The organism is Enterococcus sp. ZQ21 (genome assembly GCF_030053755.1).
Lineage (GTDB): Bacteria > Bacillota > Bacilli > Lactobacillales > Enterococcaceae > Enterococcus_B > Enterococcus_B lactis.
On sequence record NZ_CP125658.1, the window covers coordinates 813,003 to 833,964 of the forward strand.

21 protein-coding genes are annotated in these 20,962 nt (G+C 38.7%); 18 read left to right on the top strand and 3 right to left on the bottom strand.

Translation table 11 applies throughout. The features are described from left to right. Positions 1–28 precede the first annotated feature (28 nt). The 11 genes from QK255_RS03855 to QK255_RS03905 all read left to right on the top strand — a co-directional run bounded on the left by QK255_RS03855 (position 29) and on the right by QK255_RS03905 (position 9,472). Positions 29–1,063 (top strand): YibE/F family protein, encoded by a 1,035-nt coding sequence (locus QK255_RS03855; RefSeq protein ID WP_002292755.1) that lies wholly within the window; start codon positions 29–31, stop codon positions 1,061–1,063. Beyond that, entirely contained in the window at positions 1,060–1,827 is a 768-nt protein-coding gene (locus QK255_RS03860) for a YibE/F family protein (RefSeq protein ID WP_002292754.1), read from the top strand. Before QK255_RS03855 ends, QK255_RS03860 begins: the two co-directional genes overlap by 4 nt. Positions 1,828–1,926: 99 nt before the next feature. Continuing rightward, on the top strand, positions 1,927–3,495 hold the full coding sequence (gene liaX / locus QK255_RS03865; RefSeq protein ID WP_002292753.1) for a daptomycin-sensing surface protein LiaX: 1,569 nt from the start codon (positions 1,927–1,929) through the stop codon (positions 3,493–3,495). 175 nt (positions 3,496–3,670) lie between these two features. Then, on the top strand, positions 3,671–3,979 hold the full coding sequence (locus QK255_RS03870) for a PspC domain-containing protein (RefSeq protein WP_002292752.1): 309 nt from the start codon (positions 3,671–3,673) through the stop codon (positions 3,977–3,979). Then, the gene (locus tag QK255_RS03875; protein WP_283341586.1) at positions 3,979–4,329 is read left to right on the top strand and encodes a phage holin family protein; all 351 of its coding nucleotides are present in this window, start codon (positions 3,979–3,981) and stop codon (positions 4,327–4,329) included. The genes QK255_RS03870 and QK255_RS03875 overlap by 1 nt, the downstream gene beginning before the upstream one ends. A 166-nt stretch (positions 4,330–4,495) precedes the next feature. Next, a complete protein-coding gene (hprK, locus tag QK255_RS03880; RefSeq protein WP_002289568.1) occupies positions 4,496–5,434 on the top strand; it encodes an HPr(Ser) kinase/phosphatase in 939 nt (312 codons plus the stop codon). A 14-nt stretch (positions 5,435–5,448) separates the two neighbouring features. Continuing rightward, positions 5,449–6,279, top strand: coding sequence for a prolipoprotein diacylglyceryl transferase (gene lgt / locus QK255_RS03885; protein ID WP_002291644.1), 831 nt, complete (start codon positions 5,449–5,451; stop codon positions 6,277–6,279). A 43-nt stretch (positions 6,280–6,322) separates the two neighbouring features. Beyond that, complete coding sequence (locus tag QK255_RS03890; RefSeq protein ID WP_002291645.1) at positions 6,323–7,348, top strand: NAD(P)H-dependent glycerol-3-phosphate dehydrogenase; 1,026 nt, start codon at positions 6,323–6,325, stop codon at positions 7,346–7,348. A 14-nt stretch (positions 7,349–7,362) separates the two neighbouring features. Beyond that, a complete protein-coding gene (gene galU, locus QK255_RS03895; RefSeq protein ID WP_002291647.1) occupies positions 7,363–8,301 on the top strand; it encodes a UTP--glucose-1-phosphate uridylyltransferase GalU in 939 nt (312 codons plus the stop codon). A gap of 125 nt (positions 8,302–8,426) precedes the next feature. Continuing rightward, positions 8,427–8,867, top strand: a complete 441-nt coding sequence (locus tag QK255_RS03900) for a DUF948 domain-containing protein (RefSeq protein ID WP_002291648.1) — start codon at positions 8,427–8,429, stop codon at positions 8,865–8,867. A gap of 2 nt (positions 8,868–8,869) precedes the next feature. After that, entirely contained in the window at positions 8,870–9,472 is a 603-nt protein-coding gene (locus tag QK255_RS03905; protein ID WP_002291650.1) for a YtxH domain-containing protein, read from the top strand. Between the two features lie 60 nt (positions 9,473–9,532). Here the strand turns inward: QK255_RS03905 and QK255_RS03910 are convergent, their stop codons facing one another. Continuing rightward, positions 9,533–10,636 (bottom strand): aminopeptidase P family protein, encoded by a 1,104-nt coding sequence (locus QK255_RS03910; RefSeq protein WP_002291651.1) that lies wholly within the window; start codon positions 10,634–10,636, stop codon positions 9,533–9,535. 209 nt (positions 10,637–10,845) lie between these two features. Between QK255_RS03910 and ccpA the strand changes: the two genes are divergently transcribed. The 5 genes from ccpA (at position 10,846) to QK255_RS03935 (ending at position 13,538) form a co-directional block, all read left to right on the top strand. Further along, complete coding sequence (ccpA, locus tag QK255_RS03915) at positions 10,846–11,847, top strand: catabolite control protein A (protein WP_002291653.1); 1,002 nt, start codon at positions 10,846–10,848, stop codon at positions 11,845–11,847. 354 nt (positions 11,848–12,201) lie between these two features. Then, entirely contained in the window at positions 12,202–12,597 is a 396-nt protein-coding gene (locus QK255_RS03920) for a hypothetical protein (protein ID WP_025477479.1), read from the top strand. Beyond that, positions 12,594–12,848 carry a hypothetical protein gene (locus tag QK255_RS03925; RefSeq protein WP_002291658.1) on the top strand — a complete coding sequence of 85 codons (255 nt, stop codon included), beginning with the start codon at positions 12,594–12,596 and terminating at the stop codon, positions 12,846–12,848. Before QK255_RS03920 ends, QK255_RS03925 begins: the two co-directional genes overlap by 4 nt. Before the next feature lie 46 nt (positions 12,849–12,894). Next, positions 12,895–13,275 carry a hypothetical protein gene (locus QK255_RS03930; RefSeq protein WP_002291659.1) on the top strand — a complete coding sequence of 127 codons (381 nt, stop codon included), beginning with the start codon at positions 12,895–12,897 and terminating at the stop codon, positions 13,273–13,275. Then, positions 13,272–13,538 (top strand): hypothetical protein, encoded by a 267-nt coding sequence (locus QK255_RS03935; RefSeq protein WP_002291663.1) that lies wholly within the window; start codon positions 13,272–13,274, stop codon positions 13,536–13,538. Before QK255_RS03930 ends, QK255_RS03935 begins: the two co-directional genes overlap by 4 nt. 161 nt (positions 13,539–13,699) lie before the next feature. Here the strand turns inward: QK255_RS03935 and QK255_RS03940 are convergent, their stop codons facing one another. Next, positions 13,700–16,045 (bottom strand): transglycosylase domain-containing protein, encoded by a 2,346-nt coding sequence (locus QK255_RS03940; RefSeq protein WP_002329483.1) that lies wholly within the window; start codon positions 16,043–16,045, stop codon positions 13,700–13,702. 278 nt (positions 16,046–16,323) lie between these two features. On the opposite strand from QK255_RS03940, the gene QK255_RS03945 reads away from it, so the two are divergent. After that, positions 16,324–17,226, top strand: coding sequence for a deoxyribonuclease IV (locus QK255_RS03945; protein WP_002291666.1), 903 nt, complete (start codon positions 16,324–16,326; stop codon positions 17,224–17,226). A gap of 210 nt (positions 17,227–17,436) precedes the next feature. Then, complete coding sequence (locus QK255_RS03950; RefSeq protein WP_002291668.1) at positions 17,437–19,212, top strand: hypothetical protein; 1,776 nt, start codon at positions 17,437–17,439, stop codon at positions 19,210–19,212. A gap of 84 nt (positions 19,213–19,296) precedes the next feature. On the opposite strand, the gene QK255_RS03955 is transcribed toward QK255_RS03950, so the two are convergent. Continuing rightward, the gene (locus QK255_RS03955; protein WP_002291669.1) at positions 19,297–20,883 is read right to left on the bottom strand and encodes an Nramp family divalent metal transporter; all 1,587 of its coding nucleotides are present in this window, start codon (positions 20,881–20,883) and stop codon (positions 19,297–19,299) included. Between the last annotated feature and the right edge of the window lie 79 nt (positions 20,884–20,962).

The window sequence follows — 20,962 nt, forward strand, 5'->3', positions numbered from 1 at the left end:
TTCATTATTCCAATAGAAAGGATAAAGAATGCAAAAAAAGATTAGCATCATCATCACTCTATTTTTTATTTGTATACTTGCTTCATGGTTTATTCAGCGTCAAGCTGCTCTATATGACGTACCTGTTATCGAGATCGAAAGAGTGAGAATAGAAGAGGATCAGCAATTGATTACAGGAAGATTGATGAACACGGACCAAAAAGGAGAAGTGATTTCTTTATCGGCTCCTTATCAAAAAAATCAAATCGAAACAGCAAATATAACAACAAGACAAATCTATCTTGTCCAAATGCATGGAGATGAATGGCAACTAGTAGCAAAAAAAAATGATGGCTGGCTTTTTTTCTTTACAAGTATCTTCATTGGCACCATGTTGCTTATTGGTGGAAAACAGGGTGTATTTGCTTTGGGAAGTCTCATCGTCAACATCGTTTTACTTTTACTTTTGTTGCTCCTCTTTACCAAAACAGAAGGTATTTCTCTCTTAAATATAGCAATCTTATTTGTCGTTATAGGGATAATCGTTAGTATATTGGCGTTAGACGGATGGAATAGAAGCAGTATAATCAAAATTTCGGCTGCAGTTACAAGTGTTTTTTTAGCATTTTTTATTTGTCTTTTGACAATGAATCATTGGAAAGATCAAGGACTGCGCTATGAAGAACTGAATTATCTGACACGACCGTATCGTTCTGTTTTTCTTTCCAGCGTGCTGATTGGGACAGCTGGAGGGACACTGGATACCGTGATCACAGTCATTGCGACATTAGAAGAATTGACCAAGCAACAACCGAAAATATCAGCGAAACAGTTATGGCTTTCAGGAAGGCAAGTGGGCCGAGATGTGATTGGTTCGATGGCTAATATCCTTTTATTCGTCTATATCAGCGGAGCGATTCCATCGCTTCTGTTATATTTAGGAAATCAATGGTCTTTCAAAGAAACGGTAGAACAACATTTATCATTAGAATTTTTACGCGTCATTGCTGGCAGCTTAGGAATAGTATTATCAATCCCCATCGCGGTCCTCTTTTTTCTCGCTGTAAGGAGGTTAAAAAAATGAATGTACTTATTATACTTGTTGGGATTTTTGCAATTAGTGTGCTATTTGTCGGTGGTACGCAAGGTATGTATATTCTTTTAGGATTATTCATTAATTTAGGAATCTTTTTCCTATTATTATTCGGCTATCATCAGAAGTGGCCGATATTGGTATTGTCGATTATAGGATTCCTATTGATCGCTGTGGTTATCTTATTTTTTATCAACGGTTATAATCTGAAAATGCGAGCCGCTTTTGCCAGTATACTGATCTTTTTGTTTTGTTTCCTACTATTGATTCCTATCACTGATTTTTTAGCGATCCAAGGGTTTACTTCGATAGAACTAGAAGAACTATCTGGCTTAGATAAGACGTTAGCAATTGATTTTAGACTACTTGCGAGGTCGTTGCTTCTGATCAGTCTTAGCGGTGCTGTTTTAGATGCGAGTGTAGCGATTTCTAGTGGAACATTCGAAGTATATCAGGCAAATCCGCATTTGTCTTTTAACCAATTGCGCCATGCTAGTTTTGCCATTGCTAAAAAAATATTGGCGTCAACAGTGATGACTCTTCTTTTTGCGTTTATGGGGAGTTCTTTAGCGTTGATTCTTTGGTTCATTGATTTAGACATTCCTTTTCAGCAAATAATCAATGAAAAATCATTTGTCTTGGAATATACGATGGCTATCCTTACCACATTGGCCGCACTACTTGTCCTGCCCTTAACTTGCGTGACTACAGCATATCTCTTTACAAAAAAGAAAGAACATCTCAAGATGGAGTAAAAGTTACAACTTAAGTCCTATGACATTTTTACTGAATCAGTGCATAATATGGATGTAAGGAAAAGCTTGCAAACAATTTTGCTTAAGGAGGCAATTTCCATGAAAGAAAGAGAACGTATTTTAGATTTAGTGAAAAAAGGAATCCTTTCGACTGAAGAAGGCTTAGATTTATTAGAAAGCATGGCAACTGAAAAAGACGAAAAACAAATCAAAAAAGAAGCAGACAAGGTAACTGCTAGTCATAAAGAAAAAGATCAGGCAAGTCAATTGATCGATGAACTTGAAAACGGTGAAGAAAGAATTTCTGAGCCAGTTGATCCAAAAGAAAAAGAAAGACAAGATCAAGAAAACTTAGAAAAGATCTTAGATGAACTAGCAACTGAAGCGAATAAAACTTCGGCGCGTCTAGACGAAGTAAATGCTCAATTTGCTGACAATAAGGCAGCACGTAATGAGAAACAGGAAGCATTGATGCAGCTGAATACAAAAGAAGAATTAGGCGAATTGACAGAAGAAGAATTAGCACAGCGTCAAACGTTAGAAGCAGAAATCAAAGAGTTAGAAGCAACCGGCGATACACTATTAGAAGAACAATTGAAGCTGGAAGCAGAATTAAAAGATATCCGCAAGAACCAATGGTCTGAGAAAAAAGAAACGTTTACGGATAAGTTTGAATTGCCAGATGATTGGAAAGATCAAGCGACAGATACGCTGAATCAAGTAGGCGAAAAAATGTCAGAAGCTGGATCACAGTTAGGCAAATTCTTGAAGAAAACATTCCAAACTGTTTCAGAAACTGTAAATGACAACATGGAATGGAAAGATGTCAGCTTACGTGTCCCTGGAATTGCGACAACGAAATTTGAACACGAATTTTACTATGAAGCTCCTGCAGCAAGTATCCTTGATATCAAGGCAGCAAACGGAAACGTGACGTTAAAAACGTGGGACAGTGATGATGTGAAAGTGGAAGCTAAGATCAAACTTTACGGAAAAATGGGTGCTGAACCATTTGAAGCATTCTCTGAACGGAGCCAGATCGAGGTCAATGAAGATCATATCTCCTTCCAAATTCCAAATAAGCGTGTGCGTGCAGACCTTGTTTTCTACTTGCCTAAACGAGTATACGACCATGCAGCTATCAAACTTCTAAATGGCAACATCATGATTGAGACATTGGAAGCTAAAGATATTTATACAAAATCTACGAATGGGAACATCATCGTGAACCAATTAACTGCAACGATGTTGGAAGTAGAAGGTGTAAACGGCAATATCGATATTCGAAACGGGAACATCTTAGATTCTATTATCGAAACAGTAAACGGCACAGTGACATTTGGTGCCACACCAGAAAACCTTTCTGTGTCTTTAGTAAATGGTGATGTACGTCTTACGATTAAAGAAGATAATTTGAAAAAAGTAGAAGCAAGTTCAGTGAACGGGAATGTCAAAGTTGCTTTACCAGATACCATCGGTTTGGAAGGACACGCTAAAACAAGTCTTGGAAGCATCAACAGCCGTCTGTCCAATTACGAAGTAGTTCGTGAGAAAAAAGAACGGACAAACCAAATGTTGCAATTCCGCCGTGTTTCAGATGATGAGATCGCGCAAGTGCAACTTTCAACGACAACAGGAAGTATCTATTTAAAAGATACAGATAAATAAAGAGGTTGTGAAAGAGATGTTCAGCCTTGAGCAATAAGAAGCGATTTTGTAAAATAGCTTCCCCTATTTTACAAAATTGTGCCTTATTGCCGATAGGCTATCTCTTGAACACCGATTAAGAAGAAGGTTGTCACAACGATTTTCTTCATTTAAAATAGTAGAACAGAGGTGAGACATGATGAAAAAAAAGTTGACAAAATCCAATAAAAATGTTGTTTTGACAGGTACTTTAGCAGGGATTGGGGAATATATCGGGATTGATCCCACTGTTATCCGTGTGCTTTATGTATTCCTAAGCTTAGTTGCTTTTGGAAGTCCAATCATTTTATACATTTTATTAGCTTTGATTATCCCATCTGCGCGTTCTGCACGAACAAACTATGGACATAACAATGCATATTATGAAAAAAACAATTATCGTGAACAAACAAAAAAACGCAAAGAAGCGGAAAAAATCGATGATGACGAATGGAGTGACTTTTAATGTCGTACTTTCAGCGTATTTTGGTTAATACGTTAACATTCATATCGTTGGCTGTTCTTTTTCCTGCGATGGTCCATGTGAGCAGTATTTGGACAGCCGTCCTTGCCAGCTTCGTATTATCTGTGTTGAACATGTTTGTCAAACCGATTTTGACGATGCTGTCCCTGCCCTTTACATTAGTCACATTGGGATTGTTTACGTTTGTTATCAATGCAGCGATTCTTAAAATGACTTCCTTTTTTGTAGGAGCAGAACATTTTAGTTTTTCTTCATTTGGTGCAGCGTTATTCGTAGCTATCTTGATGTCACTTGTCAATGTAATCGTTAGTGAACATAACAGCAGAAAATAAAAAAAGCTGTGCCGAGATCTCGGCACAGCTTTTTTTGTTTAGAATCAAGAATGCGTTTTCTATTACATTGGTAATTAAATAAAAACGTTTTTTTTAATTGGTAGTACTTTTGGCTAGACAATGATAAAATGATAGAGAACACTCTAATAGAAATGAGGTAGCATGAATGTCAGAAGTTGTAAAAGTTAGCCAATTAGTAAAAAAATTATCTTTGGAAATCGTCACAGGCGACGAGAAAAGTTTAGACCGCGTCATCGTGACTGGGGACATCTCACGCCCAGGACTAGAGTTGACCGGTTATTTTAATTATTATTCCCATAATCGTTTACAGCTATTTGGCAGTAAAGAAATCAGTTTTGCGGAACGGATGATCCCAGAAGAGCGTTTGATCATCATGAGAAGATTATGTAGTGAAGATATGCCCGCATTTATTATTTCAAGAGGATTGCCGGCTCCGGAAGAAATGATCCAAGCAGCCAATGAAAATGGGATAGCTGTGCTGCGTTCGCCTATCTCAACGTCTCGGCTGCTAGGTGAATTATCTAGTTATTTAGATGGGCGCTTAGCCCCTCGAACAAGTGTCCACGGTGTGTTAGTCGATGTCTACGGATTAGGTGTACTAATTCAAGGGGACAGTGGGATAGGGAAAAGTGAAACGGCGTTGGAACTGATTAAGCGCGGACATCGATTGATCGCAGACGATCGAGTAGATGTCTATCAGCAAGATGAACTGACGGTAATCGGAGAACCTCCTAAAATCCTGGAACATCTGATTGAGATTCGAGGGATCGGGATCATAGATGTAATGAATCTTTTCGGTGCGAGTGCGGTACGAGGCTCTATGCAAGTCCAGTTAGCTGTTTATCTAGAAGCATGGGCGAAAGATAAGAAATACGACCGTTTGGGTTCTGAAGACACGACCGTTGAAATCGCGGAAGTGGGCATTCCACAAATAAAAATCCCTGTCAAAACAGGACGAAACGTTGCAATCATCATTGAAGTAGCCGCGATGAATTTCCGCGCGCGTACAATGGGCTTTGACGCAACGAAAACATTTGAAGAAAGATTAAGTCGCTTGATTGAAGAAAACTCAGGCAATGACTAGCAAGGAGTGACAATATGTTAGCACAAATCAATCGAGTTGCTTTTGAGCTTGTAGGAATTCCTATCTACTGGTATGCATTGATTATCGTATCAGGAATCATTATTGCCATGTGGCTCAGCAGCAGAGAAGCTGTTCGGGTAGGATTAAAAGCAGATGACGTGACAGATTTTATGTTGTGGGGATTGCCGATTTCCATTATTGGTGCCCGCTTGTATTATGTTTTATTCGATCTTCCCCAATATATAGCTGATCCAATCCAAATATTCAATATCCGTTCAGGAGGATTAGCGATTTACGGGGGATTGATTGCAGGTGCAATCACACTGTACTTTTTTACCAAATATCATTTTATTTCTTTGTGGACCTTTTTAGATATCGCTGCACCAAGTGTATTACTGGCGCAGGCAATCGGACGATGGGGAAATTTCATGAACCACGAAGCGTATGGTCCAGACACGACACGAAGTTTCTTAGAAAGTCTGCATTTACCGCAATTCATCATTGATAACATGTATATCGAAGGGATCTATCGACAACCAACCTTTCTTTATGAATCACTTTGGAGTTTGTTTGGATTTATTCTGCTTTTGGTTTTGCGGAAGAAACCGCATCTTTTGAAAAAAGGAGAAGTCCTTTTATGTTATCTAATGTGGTATAGTTTCGGACGTTTCTTTATCGAAGGATTACGCACAGACAGCCTTTACTTTTTAGGTGTGATCCGCATTTCTCAATTATTGTCTGCTGTTTTATTTGTCGGCACATTGATTCTGTTTATTTGGCGTAGAAAAAAAGGAAATTTACCGGATTATGACCGCTCATTAGGAAAAAATCAACAAATTATTTGATTTTCAGAGCGTTAAAAATGAAAAAAATTTCAGGAGTGGTAAAATGAATTATAGAGTAGCGGTTTTAGGACCAGGCTCTTGGGGGACTGCTTTAGCACAAGTCCTCGCTGAAAACGGACATGACGTTCGGATTTGGGGACATCGTGCTTCACAAGTAGAAGAAATCAACACCCAACACACCAATCAACGTTATTTACCAGATCATCATCTACCCGATTCCATCCGAGCATTCACCGATATGGAAGATGCAGTAAAAGATGCAGATGCGGTACTATTCGTTATCCCGACGAAAGCGATACGTTCTGTTGCAAAAGAACTAGTTGCCAAATTGAATACGAAGCCAGTGATCATCCATGCAAGTAAGGGATTAGAACAGGGAACGCATAAAAGAATCTCTGAAATCTTGTTAGAGGAAATCCCGACAGAAAAAAGAAAAGCTGTTGCTGTTCTTTCTGGGCCAAGCCATGCGGAAGAAGTAGCAAAGCATGACATTACGACGATCACAGCGGCAAGCACAGATGCAAAAGCAGCAAAATATGTACAAGAGCTGTTCATGAACCATTATTTTCGAATCTATACCAACCCTGATGTGATTGGTGTAGAGATGGGGGCAGCTTTGAAAAATATTATTGCCATTGGAGCTGGTGCTATTCACGGCTTAGGGTTTGGCGATAATGCAAAAGCGGCAATCATGACGCGCGGATTAGCTGAGATCAGCCGTTTAGGTGTAGCAATGGGTGCCAACCCGCTGACCTTTATTGGCTTAAGCGGAGTAGGCGATCTAGTCGTTACTTGCACAAGTGTTCATTCCAGAAACTGGCGCGCAGGCAACTTGTTAGGACAAGGACAGCCTCTAGAAGAGGTGCTAGCCGATATGGGAATGGTCGTTGAAGGTGTGAATACTACTCAAGCAGCGATGGAACTAGCCCAAATGATGGAAATCGAAATGCCCATCACTCAAACAATCTATGAAGTGCTGTATGAACAAAAAGAAATCAAAACAGCCGCAAAAGAAATCATGTTACGTGATGGGAAAAAAGAAAATGAATTCTCATTAACAATTTTTTGAAGGAGCGAATGTATATGAAAGTAAAAAAAGCAGTTATTCCAGCAGCAGGATTAGGAACAAGATTTTTACCAGCAACAAAGGCGATGGCAAAGGAAATGTTGCCAATCGTGGACAAACCAACGATCCAATTCATCGTTGAAGAAGCGTTGAAATCAGGAATCGAAGACATCTTGATCGTTACAGGAAAAGCTAAACGACCAATCGAAGATCACTTTGATTCAAATATCGAATTAGAAACAAACCTAAGTGAAAAAGGAAAAACCGAATTATTGAAATTAGTAGAAGAAACGACAGATGTCAACTTGCATTTCATCCGTCAATCTCATCCAAAGGGGTTAGGACACGCCGTTCTTCAAGCAAGAGCCTTTATTGGAAATGAACCGTTTGTCGTTATGCTAGGCGATGATATCATGGAAGACGAAGTACCATTGACACAGCAATTGATCGATGACTATGAACGTACACACGCTTCTACGATTGCCGTTATGCAAGTTCCTCACGATGAAACTTCAAAATACGGAATCATCAACCCAGGGGAAGTACTGGAAGATGGGTTATACAATGTCAAAAACTTTGTTGAAAAACCAGATCCAAGCAAAGCACCAAGTGATTTAGCTATTATTGGGCGTTACTTATTGACTCCAGAAATCTTTGATGTATTATCAGAACAACAACCAGGTGCTGGAAATGAGATCCAACTAACTGACGCAATCGATACGTTGAATAAAACACAACGCGTATTTGCCCGTAAATTCACAGGTAAACGTTATGACGTTGGTGACAAATTTGGTTTTATGAAAACAAGTATTGAATATGGTCTGACACATCCAGAAGTAGGGGCACCTTTGCGTGAATACATCATGTCTTTAGGTAAAACATTAGAAGCAGAAGGAAGCAAGATCGATCATAATCCAAAAGGAATAACAGAAATCAAAGAAGAAAAGAAAAAATAATCATTTTTTTCTAACGAGCTTCAGCTGCTAATTGAATAAAAAGTAGTTGAAGCTCGTTTTTATTTGTTTAAAAAACACGAAAATGCTATCCTTATAGAAAAGAGAGACAAGAAGGGAGTTTGATCATGTCAGGAGGAGAAATTGCAGGATTGATCGCAGCAATCGCCTTTGCGATACTTGTCGTTTTCATCGTTCGCGTATTGTTGCAAGTTTCCAAAACTTTAGAAAAAGTAGACCAGACTGTCGCAGAAGCAAATACGACAATTGAGATCGTCACAAAAGACGTAGATCTTTTATCTAGACAAGTAGAAGGCTTGCTGGTCAAAAGTAATGAGCTGCTCTTGGATATCAATGGAAAAGTCGCAACGATCGATCCATTGTTCACAGCAGTTGCTGATTTAAGTGAAAGTGTATCGGAACTTAATCATTCTAGTAAAAACATCGTGACGAAAGTCGGCGGAATCGGAAAAACGACAGCTAAAGCGACTGTTGCCGGAAAAGTCGGTGGAACAGCGATGAAATTTTTTAAAAACAAAAAACATACTGAAACGATAGGAGGAAAATAAGAATGGCTAAAAAAGGTGGATTTTTATTAGGTGCAGTAGTTGGAGGTACAGCCGCAGCAATCGCCGCATTATTGTTAGCACCCAAATCTGGTAAAGAACTTCGGGATGAATTGGCTGCTCAAGCAGATGATTTGATGGACATGGCTTCAGATTACACAGATATGGCAAAAGAAAAATCAGCTGAGTTAACAGGCATTGCAAAAGAAAAAGCGCAAGATCTTTCTCAACAAGCAGGGGATCTAGCAGGTAATGTTAAGCAAAAGGTAAGTGAATCAGCAGAGGAAGCAGGAAGTGAATCAGATGATATCTTGTTAAACCTCAAAGAACAATCAGCTGATTTATCTAATCGTTTCAAAAAAACAGCAGAAGATCTGAAAAAACCAGCAGACGAATTAGGTAGTATTGCTAAAGATACTTCAGAAGATATCATGATCGATGTAAAAGATGCTGCAGATAAAGCAGGAGAGACGGTCAATGAAGGAATGTCAGAAGCAAAACCAGTTGCAGATGACACAAAAGAAATGTTGAAAATGGCAAAAGAAGATGCAAAAGAAGCTAAAAAAGAAATGAAAGATACAATGACAGATTCGACTACCAATCACTAAGATTACTCATTTCTAGAATAAAAAGGTGAGAGCGGACCAGCTCTCACCTTTTTATTTTCATTACTCTAAAACAAGTAATTCTTTTGGTGTAGTCGTGAATGGCACACAACCATCACTTGTCACATACACACAATCTTCGATACGTACCCCTACTTTTTCAGGAATATAGATTCCTGGTTCAAGAGAGAAGCACATCCCTTCTTCGATCACTAAGTCGTTTCCTTCTACAAGAGAAGGAAATTCGTGGACGGTTGTCCCAATTCCGTGACCTAAACGGTGATTGAAATATTCGCCGTAGCCATAGCTGTTGATCACGTTTCGTGCAATTTGATCAAGTTCACCTGCTGTCACACCTGGGCGAACTGCCTCTTGTGCGGCAAGCTGTGCTTCAAGAGTGATGTTGTAGATTTTTTCTTGGAATTCTGTTGGTTTTTGATAAGCAACTGTACGAGTAGCATCACTGCAATAGCCATTCCAAACAACGCCAAGATCGAATAACACTAGTTCATTTGGTGAAACCTTCGTGCTTCCTGGTGTACCATGAGGGCTTGCAGCATTTGCTCCTGCAAGGACTAAGGTGTCAAAAGACATTTGCGAAACACCTTGTTTTTTTAATTGGTATTCGATTTCTGCGATAATTGCTTGTTCAGTTATGCCTTCTTTTACTGTTTTGAAGCCAATTTCAAAGGCAACATCGGCCCATTTACCAGCTTCGATCAGTTTGTCTTTTTCTTCTACCGTTTTGATCAGTTGCAGACGCTGGATAATAGAAGTTAGATCAGTGTAAGAATCTGTACATGTCAAGATATCAGAGATAGCATCGAAGCGATCGACAGTCAGAGCATTCTTTTCAATCCCTACATTACCAGGTTGCCCATAGCGTGCGCGAAGCTCTTTTCCGATGATCTCCCAAGGGTTTTCGCTGTCTAAGTAGCCACGTACATCGTACGTCCAGCTGCTGTTTTGAGCATCTTCAACTTCCAGAGCAGGAGTGAAAAGGAAAGGATCTTGTTCAAGAGGGATAAAAAGAGCGAGTACACGCTCGTGAGGATCACTTTCATATCCGGAAAAGTAAGCGATGTGGCCAGGGTCGCTGATATAAGCCAATTCTACTTGGTGTTGTGCCATCCATTGACGTAGTTCATTGATTTTTACGTTATTCATTTGGCAACCTACTTTCTAAATTAATTTTATATTCAATAATTGTACCACTGATTGATTAAAAGACCAACGTTCTTAAAACTGAAAAAAGTAAAAATTTTCATGAAAACAGAGATAAAACGGTTGCAATTGTTGAGATTATTTGATATCCTATTTTAGAAATGTAAGACGTATTTTCAGAAAACATATAAAATATGAATAGGAGAACACAAATGGAAAAGCAAACAATCACTATCTATGATGTAGCGAGAGAGGCAAATGTTTCGATGGCTACTGTTTCACGTGTCGTAAATGGCAATCCAAACGTCAAACCAGCAACAAGAAAAAAAGTCTTGGAAGTTATTGATCGCTTGGATTATCGTCCAAATGCAGTCGCACGTGGCTTGGCAAGTAAGAAAACAACAACAGTTGGGGTAATCATTCCTGATGTCAGCAATATGTTCTTTGCCTCTTTAGCACGTGGTATCGACGATGTGGCAACAATGTACAAATACAATATCATCTTAGCAAACTCAGATGGCAACGATCAAAAAGAAGTCAATGTATTGAATAATTTATTGGCTAAGCAAGTGGACGGCGTGATCTTTATGGGTCACCATATCACAGACGAAATCCGTGGAGAATTTTCACGTTCAAAAACGCCTGTTGTACTAGCTGGTTCCATTGATCCAGATGAACAAGTAGGTAGCGTAAACATTGATTATGTATCAGCAACAAAAGATGCAGTAAATAAATTAGCAAAAAGCGGCAATAAAAAAATCGCTTTTGTCAGCGGTGCGCTGATTGATCCTATCAATGGTCAAAACCGTTTAAAAGGCTATAAAGAAGCATTAAGCGAAAACAATCTACCATATAGCGAAGGATTAATCTTTGAGGCACAATACAACTTTAAAGATGGTCTGTCTCTAGTTGACCGGATCCATAATAGCGGTGCAACAGCTGTCTATGTTTCAGACGATGAATTAGCCATTGGTATCTTGGATGGTTTATTAGACCGCGGCGTAAAAGTACCAGAAGAATTCGAAATCATCACAAGCAACAATTCTTTACTGACAGAAGTAGCTCGTCCTCGTTTGACAAGTATCACACAACCATTATACGATTTAGGAGCGGTATCCATGCGCCTATTGACGAAAATGATGAATAAAGAAGAAGTCGAAGAAAAAACGATTATCTTGCCTTATGGAATCGAAGAAAAAGGATCAACTAAATAATAAAAGATCAATCATTTAAAGGTTGTTCCAAAAGTGGTCAACTTCTGGAACAACGTTTATTCGAGAAAAGGGGTTATGACAAAATTTTGTCATAACCCCTTTTTTTTGTGACTTTAAAAAAAGAGAGAATGGCGGAAACAAACCTTACGTCCATCGTATACGACACAATCTGTGCGTAGATGCTACATTTTGTTCACTACTATCAAAATTACTTTAAAATGAAAACGTGATAAAAAAGAAAGTAGAAAAGTAGATAAGTAACTCTAAAAAAATTCAAAAAAATCCAAGCCCGATTGCGTACTTATCTTAAAGGAGAAATAATCCATCATACATAACCCGAAAGGAGACTTCTATTTGCCTAAGAAAAGACGAAAGACCATAGTCATCATTTTGACCATTCTTACTATAGGAATCGGAGGAAAATTTTACATGGACAAAAGAGAAGCGCAAAAACAGCAAGATTTACTCGCAGTAGAAAAACAGTCAGTCAAAGTTTTGAAAAATACCTTTGCGGATATCAAGGAAGTGAAGGTAGAAGAATTTAAAAAAAACCCTGTCACCGGAAGTTATGGTGCACTTGTGACAATGACAAATAATGAAGGGAAATCTGTTTATTTTGATTATTTTTTTTCAAAACAAATGAATGAAATTAGCAGTTATGGCGTAGAAAATGAAGAAATACAAAACGAAGGGGTTACTACTCCTAAAATAAGAGTTATTTATTCTAATGGAGAGGCGGAGGAAGTGTGACAGTAAAAGACGAAGAGTATAGATATATAAGTGAACATGTTTATTGGCTAGATCCAAAACATCCTCAATATAGTAAAAGTTACAAAGAAGGCGCCATTAAAAACTTTGGAGAAACAAAATTCCAAATCCTAAAAATCAAAGACTCATTGGATGGCATGCAGGCGATGGCTGCAGCGCCAATCGTCCATAGCAAATTGGAGAAAAATTTCAAATATAAAAAAATTCCTGCAAACTTTCGCGTACTTAAATAATGAAGGTGTCAATACTTACATACATAAAAAGAAAGGAGGCACGTTCTTGTCACGGAAAATAAGAAAACGCAGCTTAGCCATTTTGTTAATCGTCATATTAGGAATCGGAGGGAAAGTCTACATGGACAAAAGAGAAGCACAAAGACAGAAAGATTTACTCGCAGTAGAAAAACAGTCCGTCAAAGTTCTGAAAAATACCTTTGCGGATATCAAGGAAGTGAAGATTGAAAAATCTGCTCGAAATGAAATGACGGGTTCATACCGGATAGTTATTCTAATGACTAATAAACAAGATCAATCGATTTATTTTTCTTATAGTTTTTGGAAAGAAAGTAGAACGACGAAAACTCTATCAGCAGCAAGACGAACTAGAACGTTCCTATCGTCAAAAAATCAGACAAATAACTATGGAGAAATCATCTTATGAATGAATTTTTAATGCAATTACTAAAAGAATTAGAGAAAAATCTACATCGATCAAATGTACGTTCAGTTGGTATGGGGATATCTCAGCAAATTTGGGCAGAAAAACGATTGACAGATCAAAACCACCAAATGACTGCAGAAGAAGCTGTTCAAGAATTTTCTAACCGACATGTACACTTGAAAGAATCAGTAAAAGGTCAATTTGCAGAAAAACTAACCGAATTATTCCAAAGACAAGAAAAGAAATTAAAACAGTTTCGTTAGTAAAGTTATATAGAAAAATTTTGTGAAAATGCCTTTCACATTTTTACATAAATTTGTCTTAATATCGTAGATGCAAGCTTTTGAACACCATTTATTCGGAAAAAGGGAGCTGTGACAAGATTTTTGTCGCAGCTCCCTTTAATTCTGATTAATCTATTAGATCAATCATCTTTATCGTCTGATTCTTTGGTCTCTGGATTCGCTCTAGCATAAGCTGAAGCGGTGTTCCAGTAATCTGTATAGTTTTCATCGGTACCGCCCACGCCGAATTTAAAGGCGCTTTTCTTCGGACCATTTTTTGCCCAAAGTGATTCCACTGTTTTTCCTGGCGTTTGGATGGATTTTTTATTGACAGTAACTTTTCCAGCTGTTTGTCCTGTGAACCCAGATACTTTTTTCTTCATCACATCGGATGATAAGTCAAATTTCTCATCAGTGCCGAAAATCTCAGGGTTTGCTTGGTAAGCTTGATTGATTAGATTGGCAAGATAATTAGCCGAACGTATCCTTGCTTGGCTGTCCATTCCAGTATTGTCATCGTGTCCTGCCCAACTACTGATAGTGATAGATGGAGTTGAGACGATCAGCCATGAATCTCGGTATTCATTGGTAGAACCAGTTTTTCCGACCCAATCTGCTTTTCCTAGATTTCCGTTTAAGCTTGAGATGACATCTTTGAATGGTGTAGTGATTTTTTCATTGATCACACTGCGCATCATGTCATTCATGATCGATGCCGTTGCTTCGGAATAAATACGGACAGAATTACTTTCATGTTTATAAATCACATTACCTGCATTATCTGTGATGGAATCAATGATATAGCCTTCTTCGTAGACGCCACCATTTGCTAAGGCCTGGAATCCATTTGTCTGTTGAAGCGTCGTTACATCTACTGTCCCTAAAGGAGCCGATTCAACGCCCCAATTATCATTTGCTGGGTAGTTCATCTTCGCCAAGTAGTGCTCGTAAGCATATTGTTTCGATCCACCGGAATTCAATACGTCTTGGTATAAGTGATAAGCTGGGATATTGTTGGACCATTCCAGTGACTCACGGACGGTTTGGAAGGTGTTCGACCCTTCATTGGTCGCATTGACGATTTTCTCGCCAGCATTTTCTCCTTCTTGCCAAGTCGTTGCATAATCTGATACACGGGATTCTGATCCGACAAGTCCCATATCGATTGCAGGACCGTAAACAAGAACCGGTTTGATGGATGAACCAGCTTGACGTTCTGTATCAAAGGCGTGGTTATTTTGATTCTGGCTGTAATTCCGGCCACCCACGAATCCATAGATACGTCCGGTTCTGTTATCCATCAATACATTTCCAGTCTCCACTTGGCTACCAGCACCATCATCTAACATATAGCCGTAATTTTCTACGCCGGTTTGCAATGCAGCATAGATATCTTTATCGATCGTCGAATGGATCGTATATCCTTTGTTTTGGATCGTTTGCTGTGCTTTTTGATAATAAGCTTCACTGACCGATGAATCTGAAATATCAGCATTATCTTTTTCTGCCAATTGTTGTGCAATAATCCTTGTTGCTTCGTTCATCACGGTATAATACAAGAATTCTCTGTCAGTCTGTTCCGCGATTTGTTGTGGGAGAAAGTCTTTTGTAAGATCATAGGCTTTCGCTTCTTCGTATTGTTCTTTCGTAATTTGTCCTTCACGGTACATACTGAATAAAACAAAATCTTTTCTGGCAAGACCGGCAGAAAGATCTTCTTTTAGCGCGCCTGTATTCGTGTAGGGACTATACGTGATAGGGCTTTGAGGCAAACCAGCGATATAAGCAGCTTGTGGCAAAGTCACATCTTTTGCATCTACACCAAAGATTCCTCTAGCAGCTTCCTGGACTCCAGCAATATTTTGCCCCTTATTATTCCGACCAAATGGCGAGACATTCAAATACGTAGCAATGATCTCATCTTTTGAAAAGTGTTTTTCTACTTGTGCAGAAAGAACGATCTCGTTTGCTTTACGTTTGAATGTTGTTTCATCGGTTAGGATCTGTTGTTTGACTAATTGCTGTGTCAAAGTGGATCCTCCAGACGAGCCGATGCCAGTAGCTTCTGAAACTAATGCTCGTAAAACAGCTTTAGGGACATAACCTTGGTGTTTATCGAAGTATTCATCTTCTGTACTGATAATCGCGGTTTTCAATAAAGGCGAAATCTTATCAGATGAAATAGTCGTCCGCATCAGATCTGTCTGGATTTTTGATATCTCTGTATTATCTGCATAAACAATCTTTGACGTTTCCGTAATGTTTCCTAGTTCTGTCTGCAGTTCTTTTTTAGTCGGCAATTGTGTGTCTTCGACAAGATAGGCAAAGTAGCCAGCACCTATTCCGATACCTAGAGCTGCGAACAACAAAAGAAGAACAGTAATAAAAACAGTCAATGATTGAAACACTCTAAAAATAATCTTAGGAACAAACCATTTTTCTTTTTTTCTTCTATTCTGTTTTTTTCGAGTATTTTTGCGTGGCAAAAGGGTCACCTCAACTAATGGTTTTATTTCGCTAATTATAGCAAATAATAGGACAAAAAAACAGACAAGGCTGTTTTTGACAGGAATTTCTTTTTCGAATGAGATAAAACGTGAGGAAATGATCTTTTTTATGAAAGAGTTCTTAAGCTTTTCTTTAGAGAAAGTTTCAGTTACTATGGAGAACAGGGCAAAGAAAAACAAACCATTTTCTTTGTACATCATCTTATCAATATATAGGAATTGTTCGAAACAATTGCCTTTCAAGGAGGAATCCATCCATGTTATTAGGCTCACACGTCAGCATGAGCGGAAAGAAAATGCTGTTAGGCGCGGCAGAAGAAGCAGCCAGTTACGGATCTTCGACCTTTATGATCTATACAGGCGCTCCTCAAAATACTAGAAGAAAAGCTATCGAAGAGATGAATATTGATGCCGGAAAAGCATTTATGGCAGAAAACGGACTAACAAATATCGTCGTTCATGCGCCCTATATCATTAATTTGGGAAATACGATCAAACCAGAAATGTTTCCATTTGCTGTACAATTTCTGAGAGAAGAGATTGTTCGTGCGGAAGCTTTAGGTGCTACTCAAATCACCCTTCACCCAGGCGCTCATGTAGGAGCAGGGGCAGAAGCTGGGATTGCTAGAATTATTGAGGGTTTGAATGAAGTTTTGACAAAAGAACAGACGGCACAGATCGCTTTGGAGACGATGGCAGGGAAAGGTACGGAAATCGGTCGAACATTTGAGGAATTAGCGCAAATCATCGATGGAGTAAAATTGAATGAAAAATTATCCGTTACTTTTGATACATGTCATACGAATGATGCCGGATATAATATAAAAGAAGATTTTTCAGGTGTGATGGAAGAGTTTGATAAGGTCATCGGATTAGATCGGCTTAAAGTACTCCATATCAACGATTCTAAAAATCCACAAGGTTCTCATAAAGATCGGCATGCCAATATCGGTTTTGGAACAATTGGATTTGACACATTGAACAAAATCGTCCATGATCCAATGTTTGACAACATTTCGAAAATCTTAGAAACTCCATATGTCGGTAAAGATAAAAAGAAAGCTTACGCACCATATGGAAAAGAAATTGCCATGTTCAAAGCGCAAGCATTCGATCACGAAGTGTTCCCTGAGTTATTAGCAGAAGAAGTCACACTTTAAGTTTTCTATCTGACAGCAACAAAAAAGGATTGGGCAGTCTGCCTTGTCCTTTTTTGTTTAAGAAACAAAGGAGTGCTTTTTGCAGTCGTTTTCGCCATGCTCCTTTCGCCCCCTCTTTTTAAATTCAGACAAACAGGGTATACTGATAGAAAAGTAAAAAACGAAAAGATTCACAAGCAAGTAGCAAAACGTGATTGAAAGGACGAAAAGATGCTGAACACTTTAAACCCCTTGATCGACCAACTAAAAAAGAAACATACATACTTTATTCTTGGCATAGCCGTATTATTTACAATTATTCGGTTGTATTTATATAGTAAAGCAATCTATGGAACAGATATGTCGGCAACCTATGATGATCAGCTGCTGATTCACTATGCTCAAAATATTTTGGATGGTAAATGGCTAGGGGAGTACACGACTACGACACTTTCAAAAGGGATCTCCTACAGCTTGTTTTTAGTACTTGCACATAAACTGCATCTTTCTTATGCAGTTTTGTTCGGCATGTTCAGTATTCTTGCCAGCATATTGGTTGCACTAGCGTTTAAACCGATCGTGAAGAACAAGTATCTTCTTTTAAGTATCTATTTTTATTTTTTGTTTTCTCCGATTAGTTTTACACATGAGTATTCTACTCGAACGTATCGTAATGCTCTCGTGATCCCGGCTGTTGAGATCATTATCGCTTGTTTACTAGCTATTTATTACCGTAAATATAGTTCCCGCAGAAAATTGCTGCCGTGGTTTTTAGGGCTGGCTGTTTCTTTTCCTTTCTTTTGGTTCATTCGCGAAGATTCCATCTGGCTTCTTCCTTTTACTGTAGTCGCGTTAGGCATCAGTTTCGTTCAGATCTTGCTAGGACAAGACTTTTCTTTCAAAGAAGCAAAGAAGTTAAAAGAACGACCATTTCTCCTTTCGAAACAAGAATGGCTGAAACTTTCATTGTTTTTACTCCCTCTAGTCGGTTTCTCCATCGTCTATCAGTGGATCGAATATAAAAACGAGACAACATATGGTATTGCCACCATCAATGACCGTTCGAGTGGCGAATTTGGACGTTTGATGAAACAGCTGATCCGAATAGATGACGAAACGAACTTAAATAAAGAAAACAGTGAGATATGGGTCTCGCATGCTGCGTTAAATAAAGCATTAGACGCATCTCCTACATTTCATACTGTTTCTACTCGTATTGACGAATTGTATACGACTCATGCGTGGACCCAAGGTGGAAAAGTAAAAGAATTACCAGGAGATATCATTTTTTGGGCATTGCGAGATGTGGTAAGCGAATCTGGTTATTACCAAAACAATGCAAAAGAAACCAATGATTTTTGGAAAAAAGTCAATCAAGAATTAGAAGAAGCCTATCAAAAGGGAACTATCAAAAAGAAAAAAGAATTCTATCTGATGGGATCAGGGGATGGAAAGACGATGAATGATCTGCCAATCGTATTTGCTTTTCTGAAATCAGGATATGCCTATGCATGGCGATACAAAGATTTCCATCAAGGGGGGGATTATAGTTTCGGGACGCAAGAACAAGTCGAACAGGCACAAGAACTATTGAATCTTCCACTAATGGATAATTGGATCGATAGCAGTGATCCGAGAACACCTGATTTCCAGTTGATAAAAACAGCAAAAGTCGCGAATGTCATGATAAAAATTTACCAAGTTTTGGCCATTCCCGTGCTGATTGCTTCAATAGCAGGGATATTACTTATGGTACTAGGAACCGTATTTGCAAAAGCTGATCGTGCCTATTATAGTTCCTCTTTGATTGTAGTCATCGGATTAATACTGACACAATTGGTTTTTCTTTTCGGCGTCTCGTGGTTTTGTTCTTATGCGCCAGAAAAAAAGGATTATTTTTTAAGTGTCTACACTGGCGCAGGTGTGCCATTAACGCAATTCATCGTAGTAACAAGCATGCTAGTTTTCAGTAAATTGAATCTGAAAAAAGCTTTATCTTCTAAATAAAAACATACTAAAAGTAGAGGGGAACATCATTGACGAATGATGTTCCCCTCTACTCTTAGTATGTTTGTGTGAAAGAATCAGTTTCTATTCGATTTCTTCTATCGTTTCTTGCAAACGCTGTTCATATTTTTTGTTTCCTTTATATAAATCACCAATCGTCCATGCCAACAGGAGAAGGACGAGAACAATGATTACATAAGCGATTTGATCAGCCAATGCTAGTTGAGCTGAGGTGGCTTGCTCGCCGAAGAAACTTTCGATTTGACCTGGTAATCCTCGTAAGTTCAAGTAAGTCAGACTAATCACAGAGAACCAGCCAAGTAGTTTTATAACAAATGAATTTTTGAATCGGCTCCCCATCTCCGCTTGGCTATTGGTCATCATCAGTAAAGGAATCATCGAGAATGGCAATGCAAAAGCCAGAAAAACTTGGGATTCATTCATCAAGTTATTCAAAGCGGTATGTTCTTCAATCGTTCCTTTTGTACTTGTAAACAAAACACAAATCAATACAGGAATCACAGAAAGCAATCGTGTGACTAGTCTTCTTAGCCAAATTGGGATACGCATATGGATGAAGCCTTCCATGATGACTTGACCGGTCAACGTACCAGTAATAGTAGAGTTCTGGCCAGAAGCAAGAAGTGCTACAGCAAATAAAGTGGACAAGATACCAGATTTTGCCACAGCAATCAAGATACCATTGCTCATAGCTGATGGATCAGATAAAGCTTCATACAGACCAAAAAAGGAAGGATCTTGGACAGAACCGGTTTTGAATACAGCAACACCCATGATCAATAGCAGTGCATTGACTAGAAAAGCCATTGACAACTGGATATTAGAATCCCAAGTAGAAAAGCGTACCGCTTGTGCTACATCTTCTTCGTCTTGGTGATCGATCTTCCGAGTTTGAGAAACTGCTGAATGAAGATATAAGTTATGCGGCATGACTGTTGCACCAATAATCCCTAAAGCTCCAGTCAGCGGAGTTTCACCGCCGATGACAGGTGAGTCTGAGAATGTATGACTGTTAGGGATAAAGCCGGCAAACAAACTGTGCCAATCAGGGTTAGACAAGCCAACTTGATAGACGAAAACGAATAAAATGACGAAAATCAAGCAGACAACCAAAGCTTCGATTTTACGAAATCCGACTTTTGTCAGCAATAAAAGGACGAAAACATCTAACACAGTGATAAATACGGCAATTACCAATGGAATATCAAAAAGCAGGTAGAGGGCGATTGCTGCACCAATGACTTCTGCGATGTCTGTTGCCATAATGGCTAATTCAGTCAAGATCCATAAAATGACACCCAATGTCTTACTTGTCCGTGCTCGGATTGCTTGGGCCAAATCCATTTGGGTCACGATTCCTAATTTTGCTGCCATATATTGTAAAAGCATAGCAATCAGACTAGACATCAAAATAACTGACATCAATAAATATTGGAAATTTTGTCCACCAGTGATCGAAGTGGACCAGTTACCTGGATCCATATAACCCACTGCTACTAATGCACCTGGTCCAGAGTAAGCAAGAAGTGTTTTAAAAAAACTTTTTCCCTTGGGTACATCCACTGTTCCATTTACTTCAGCTAAAGATAAACCATTTGTATGTTCAATAAGTCGATGCTTATGAAATTGTTTGTTGGATTGATTATTCAAGAAAAAACCACCTTTCCTATTTATCTACGATTACATTCTACACCTCAGAAAGAAAAAATTAAAGAAAAAGATTCGGTAT

What these genes read in the sequence shown, in the direction of transcription:
- QK255_RS03855 (WP_002292755.1), top strand. Translation starts at nt 29, where the DNA reads ATGCAAAAAAAGATTAGCATCATCATCACTCTATTTTTTATTTGTATA.
- QK255_RS03860 (WP_002292754.1), top strand. Translation starts at nt 1,060, where the DNA reads ATGAATGTACTTATTATACTTGTTGGGATTTTTGCAATTAGTGTGCTA.
- liaX (WP_002292753.1), top strand. Translation starts at nt 1,927, where the DNA reads ATGAAAGAAAGAGAACGTATTTTAGATTTAGTGAAAAAAGGAATCCTT.
- QK255_RS03870 (WP_002292752.1), top strand. Translation starts at nt 3,671, where the DNA reads ATGATGAAAAAAAAGTTGACAAAATCCAATAAAAATGTTGTTTTGACA.
- QK255_RS03875 (WP_283341586.1), top strand. Translation starts at nt 3,979, where the DNA reads ATGTCGTACTTTCAGCGTATTTTGGTTAATACGTTAACATTCATATCG.
- hprK (WP_002289568.1), top strand. Translation starts at nt 4,496, where the DNA reads ATGTCAGAAGTTGTAAAAGTTAGCCAATTAGTAAAAAAATTATCTTTG.
- lgt (WP_002291644.1), top strand. Translation starts at nt 5,449, where the DNA reads ATGTTAGCACAAATCAATCGAGTTGCTTTTGAGCTTGTAGGAATTCCT.
- QK255_RS03890 (WP_002291645.1), top strand. Translation starts at nt 6,323, where the DNA reads ATGAATTATAGAGTAGCGGTTTTAGGACCAGGCTCTTGGGGGACTGCT.
- galU (WP_002291647.1), top strand. Translation starts at nt 7,363, where the DNA reads ATGAAAGTAAAAAAAGCAGTTATTCCAGCAGCAGGATTAGGAACAAGA.
- QK255_RS03900 (WP_002291648.1), top strand. Translation starts at nt 8,427, where the DNA reads ATGTCAGGAGGAGAAATTGCAGGATTGATCGCAGCAATCGCCTTTGCG.
- QK255_RS03905 (WP_002291650.1), top strand. Translation starts at nt 8,870, where the DNA reads ATGGCTAAAAAAGGTGGATTTTTATTAGGTGCAGTAGTTGGAGGTACA.
- QK255_RS03910 (WP_002291651.1), bottom strand. Translation starts at nt 10,636, where the DNA reads ATGAATAACGTAAAAATCAATGAACTACGTCAATGGATGGCACAACAC.
- ccpA (WP_002291653.1), top strand. Translation starts at nt 10,846, where the DNA reads ATGGAAAAGCAAACAATCACTATCTATGATGTAGCGAGAGAGGCAAAT.
- QK255_RS03935 (WP_002291663.1), top strand. Translation starts at nt 13,272, where the DNA reads ATGAATGAATTTTTAATGCAATTACTAAAAGAATTAGAGAAAAATCTA.
- QK255_RS03945 (WP_002291666.1), top strand. Translation starts at nt 16,324, where the DNA reads ATGTTATTAGGCTCACACGTCAGCATGAGCGGAAAGAAAATGCTGTTA.
- QK255_RS03950 (WP_002291668.1), top strand. Translation starts at nt 17,437, where the DNA reads ATGCTGAACACTTTAAACCCCTTGATCGACCAACTAAAAAAGAAACAT.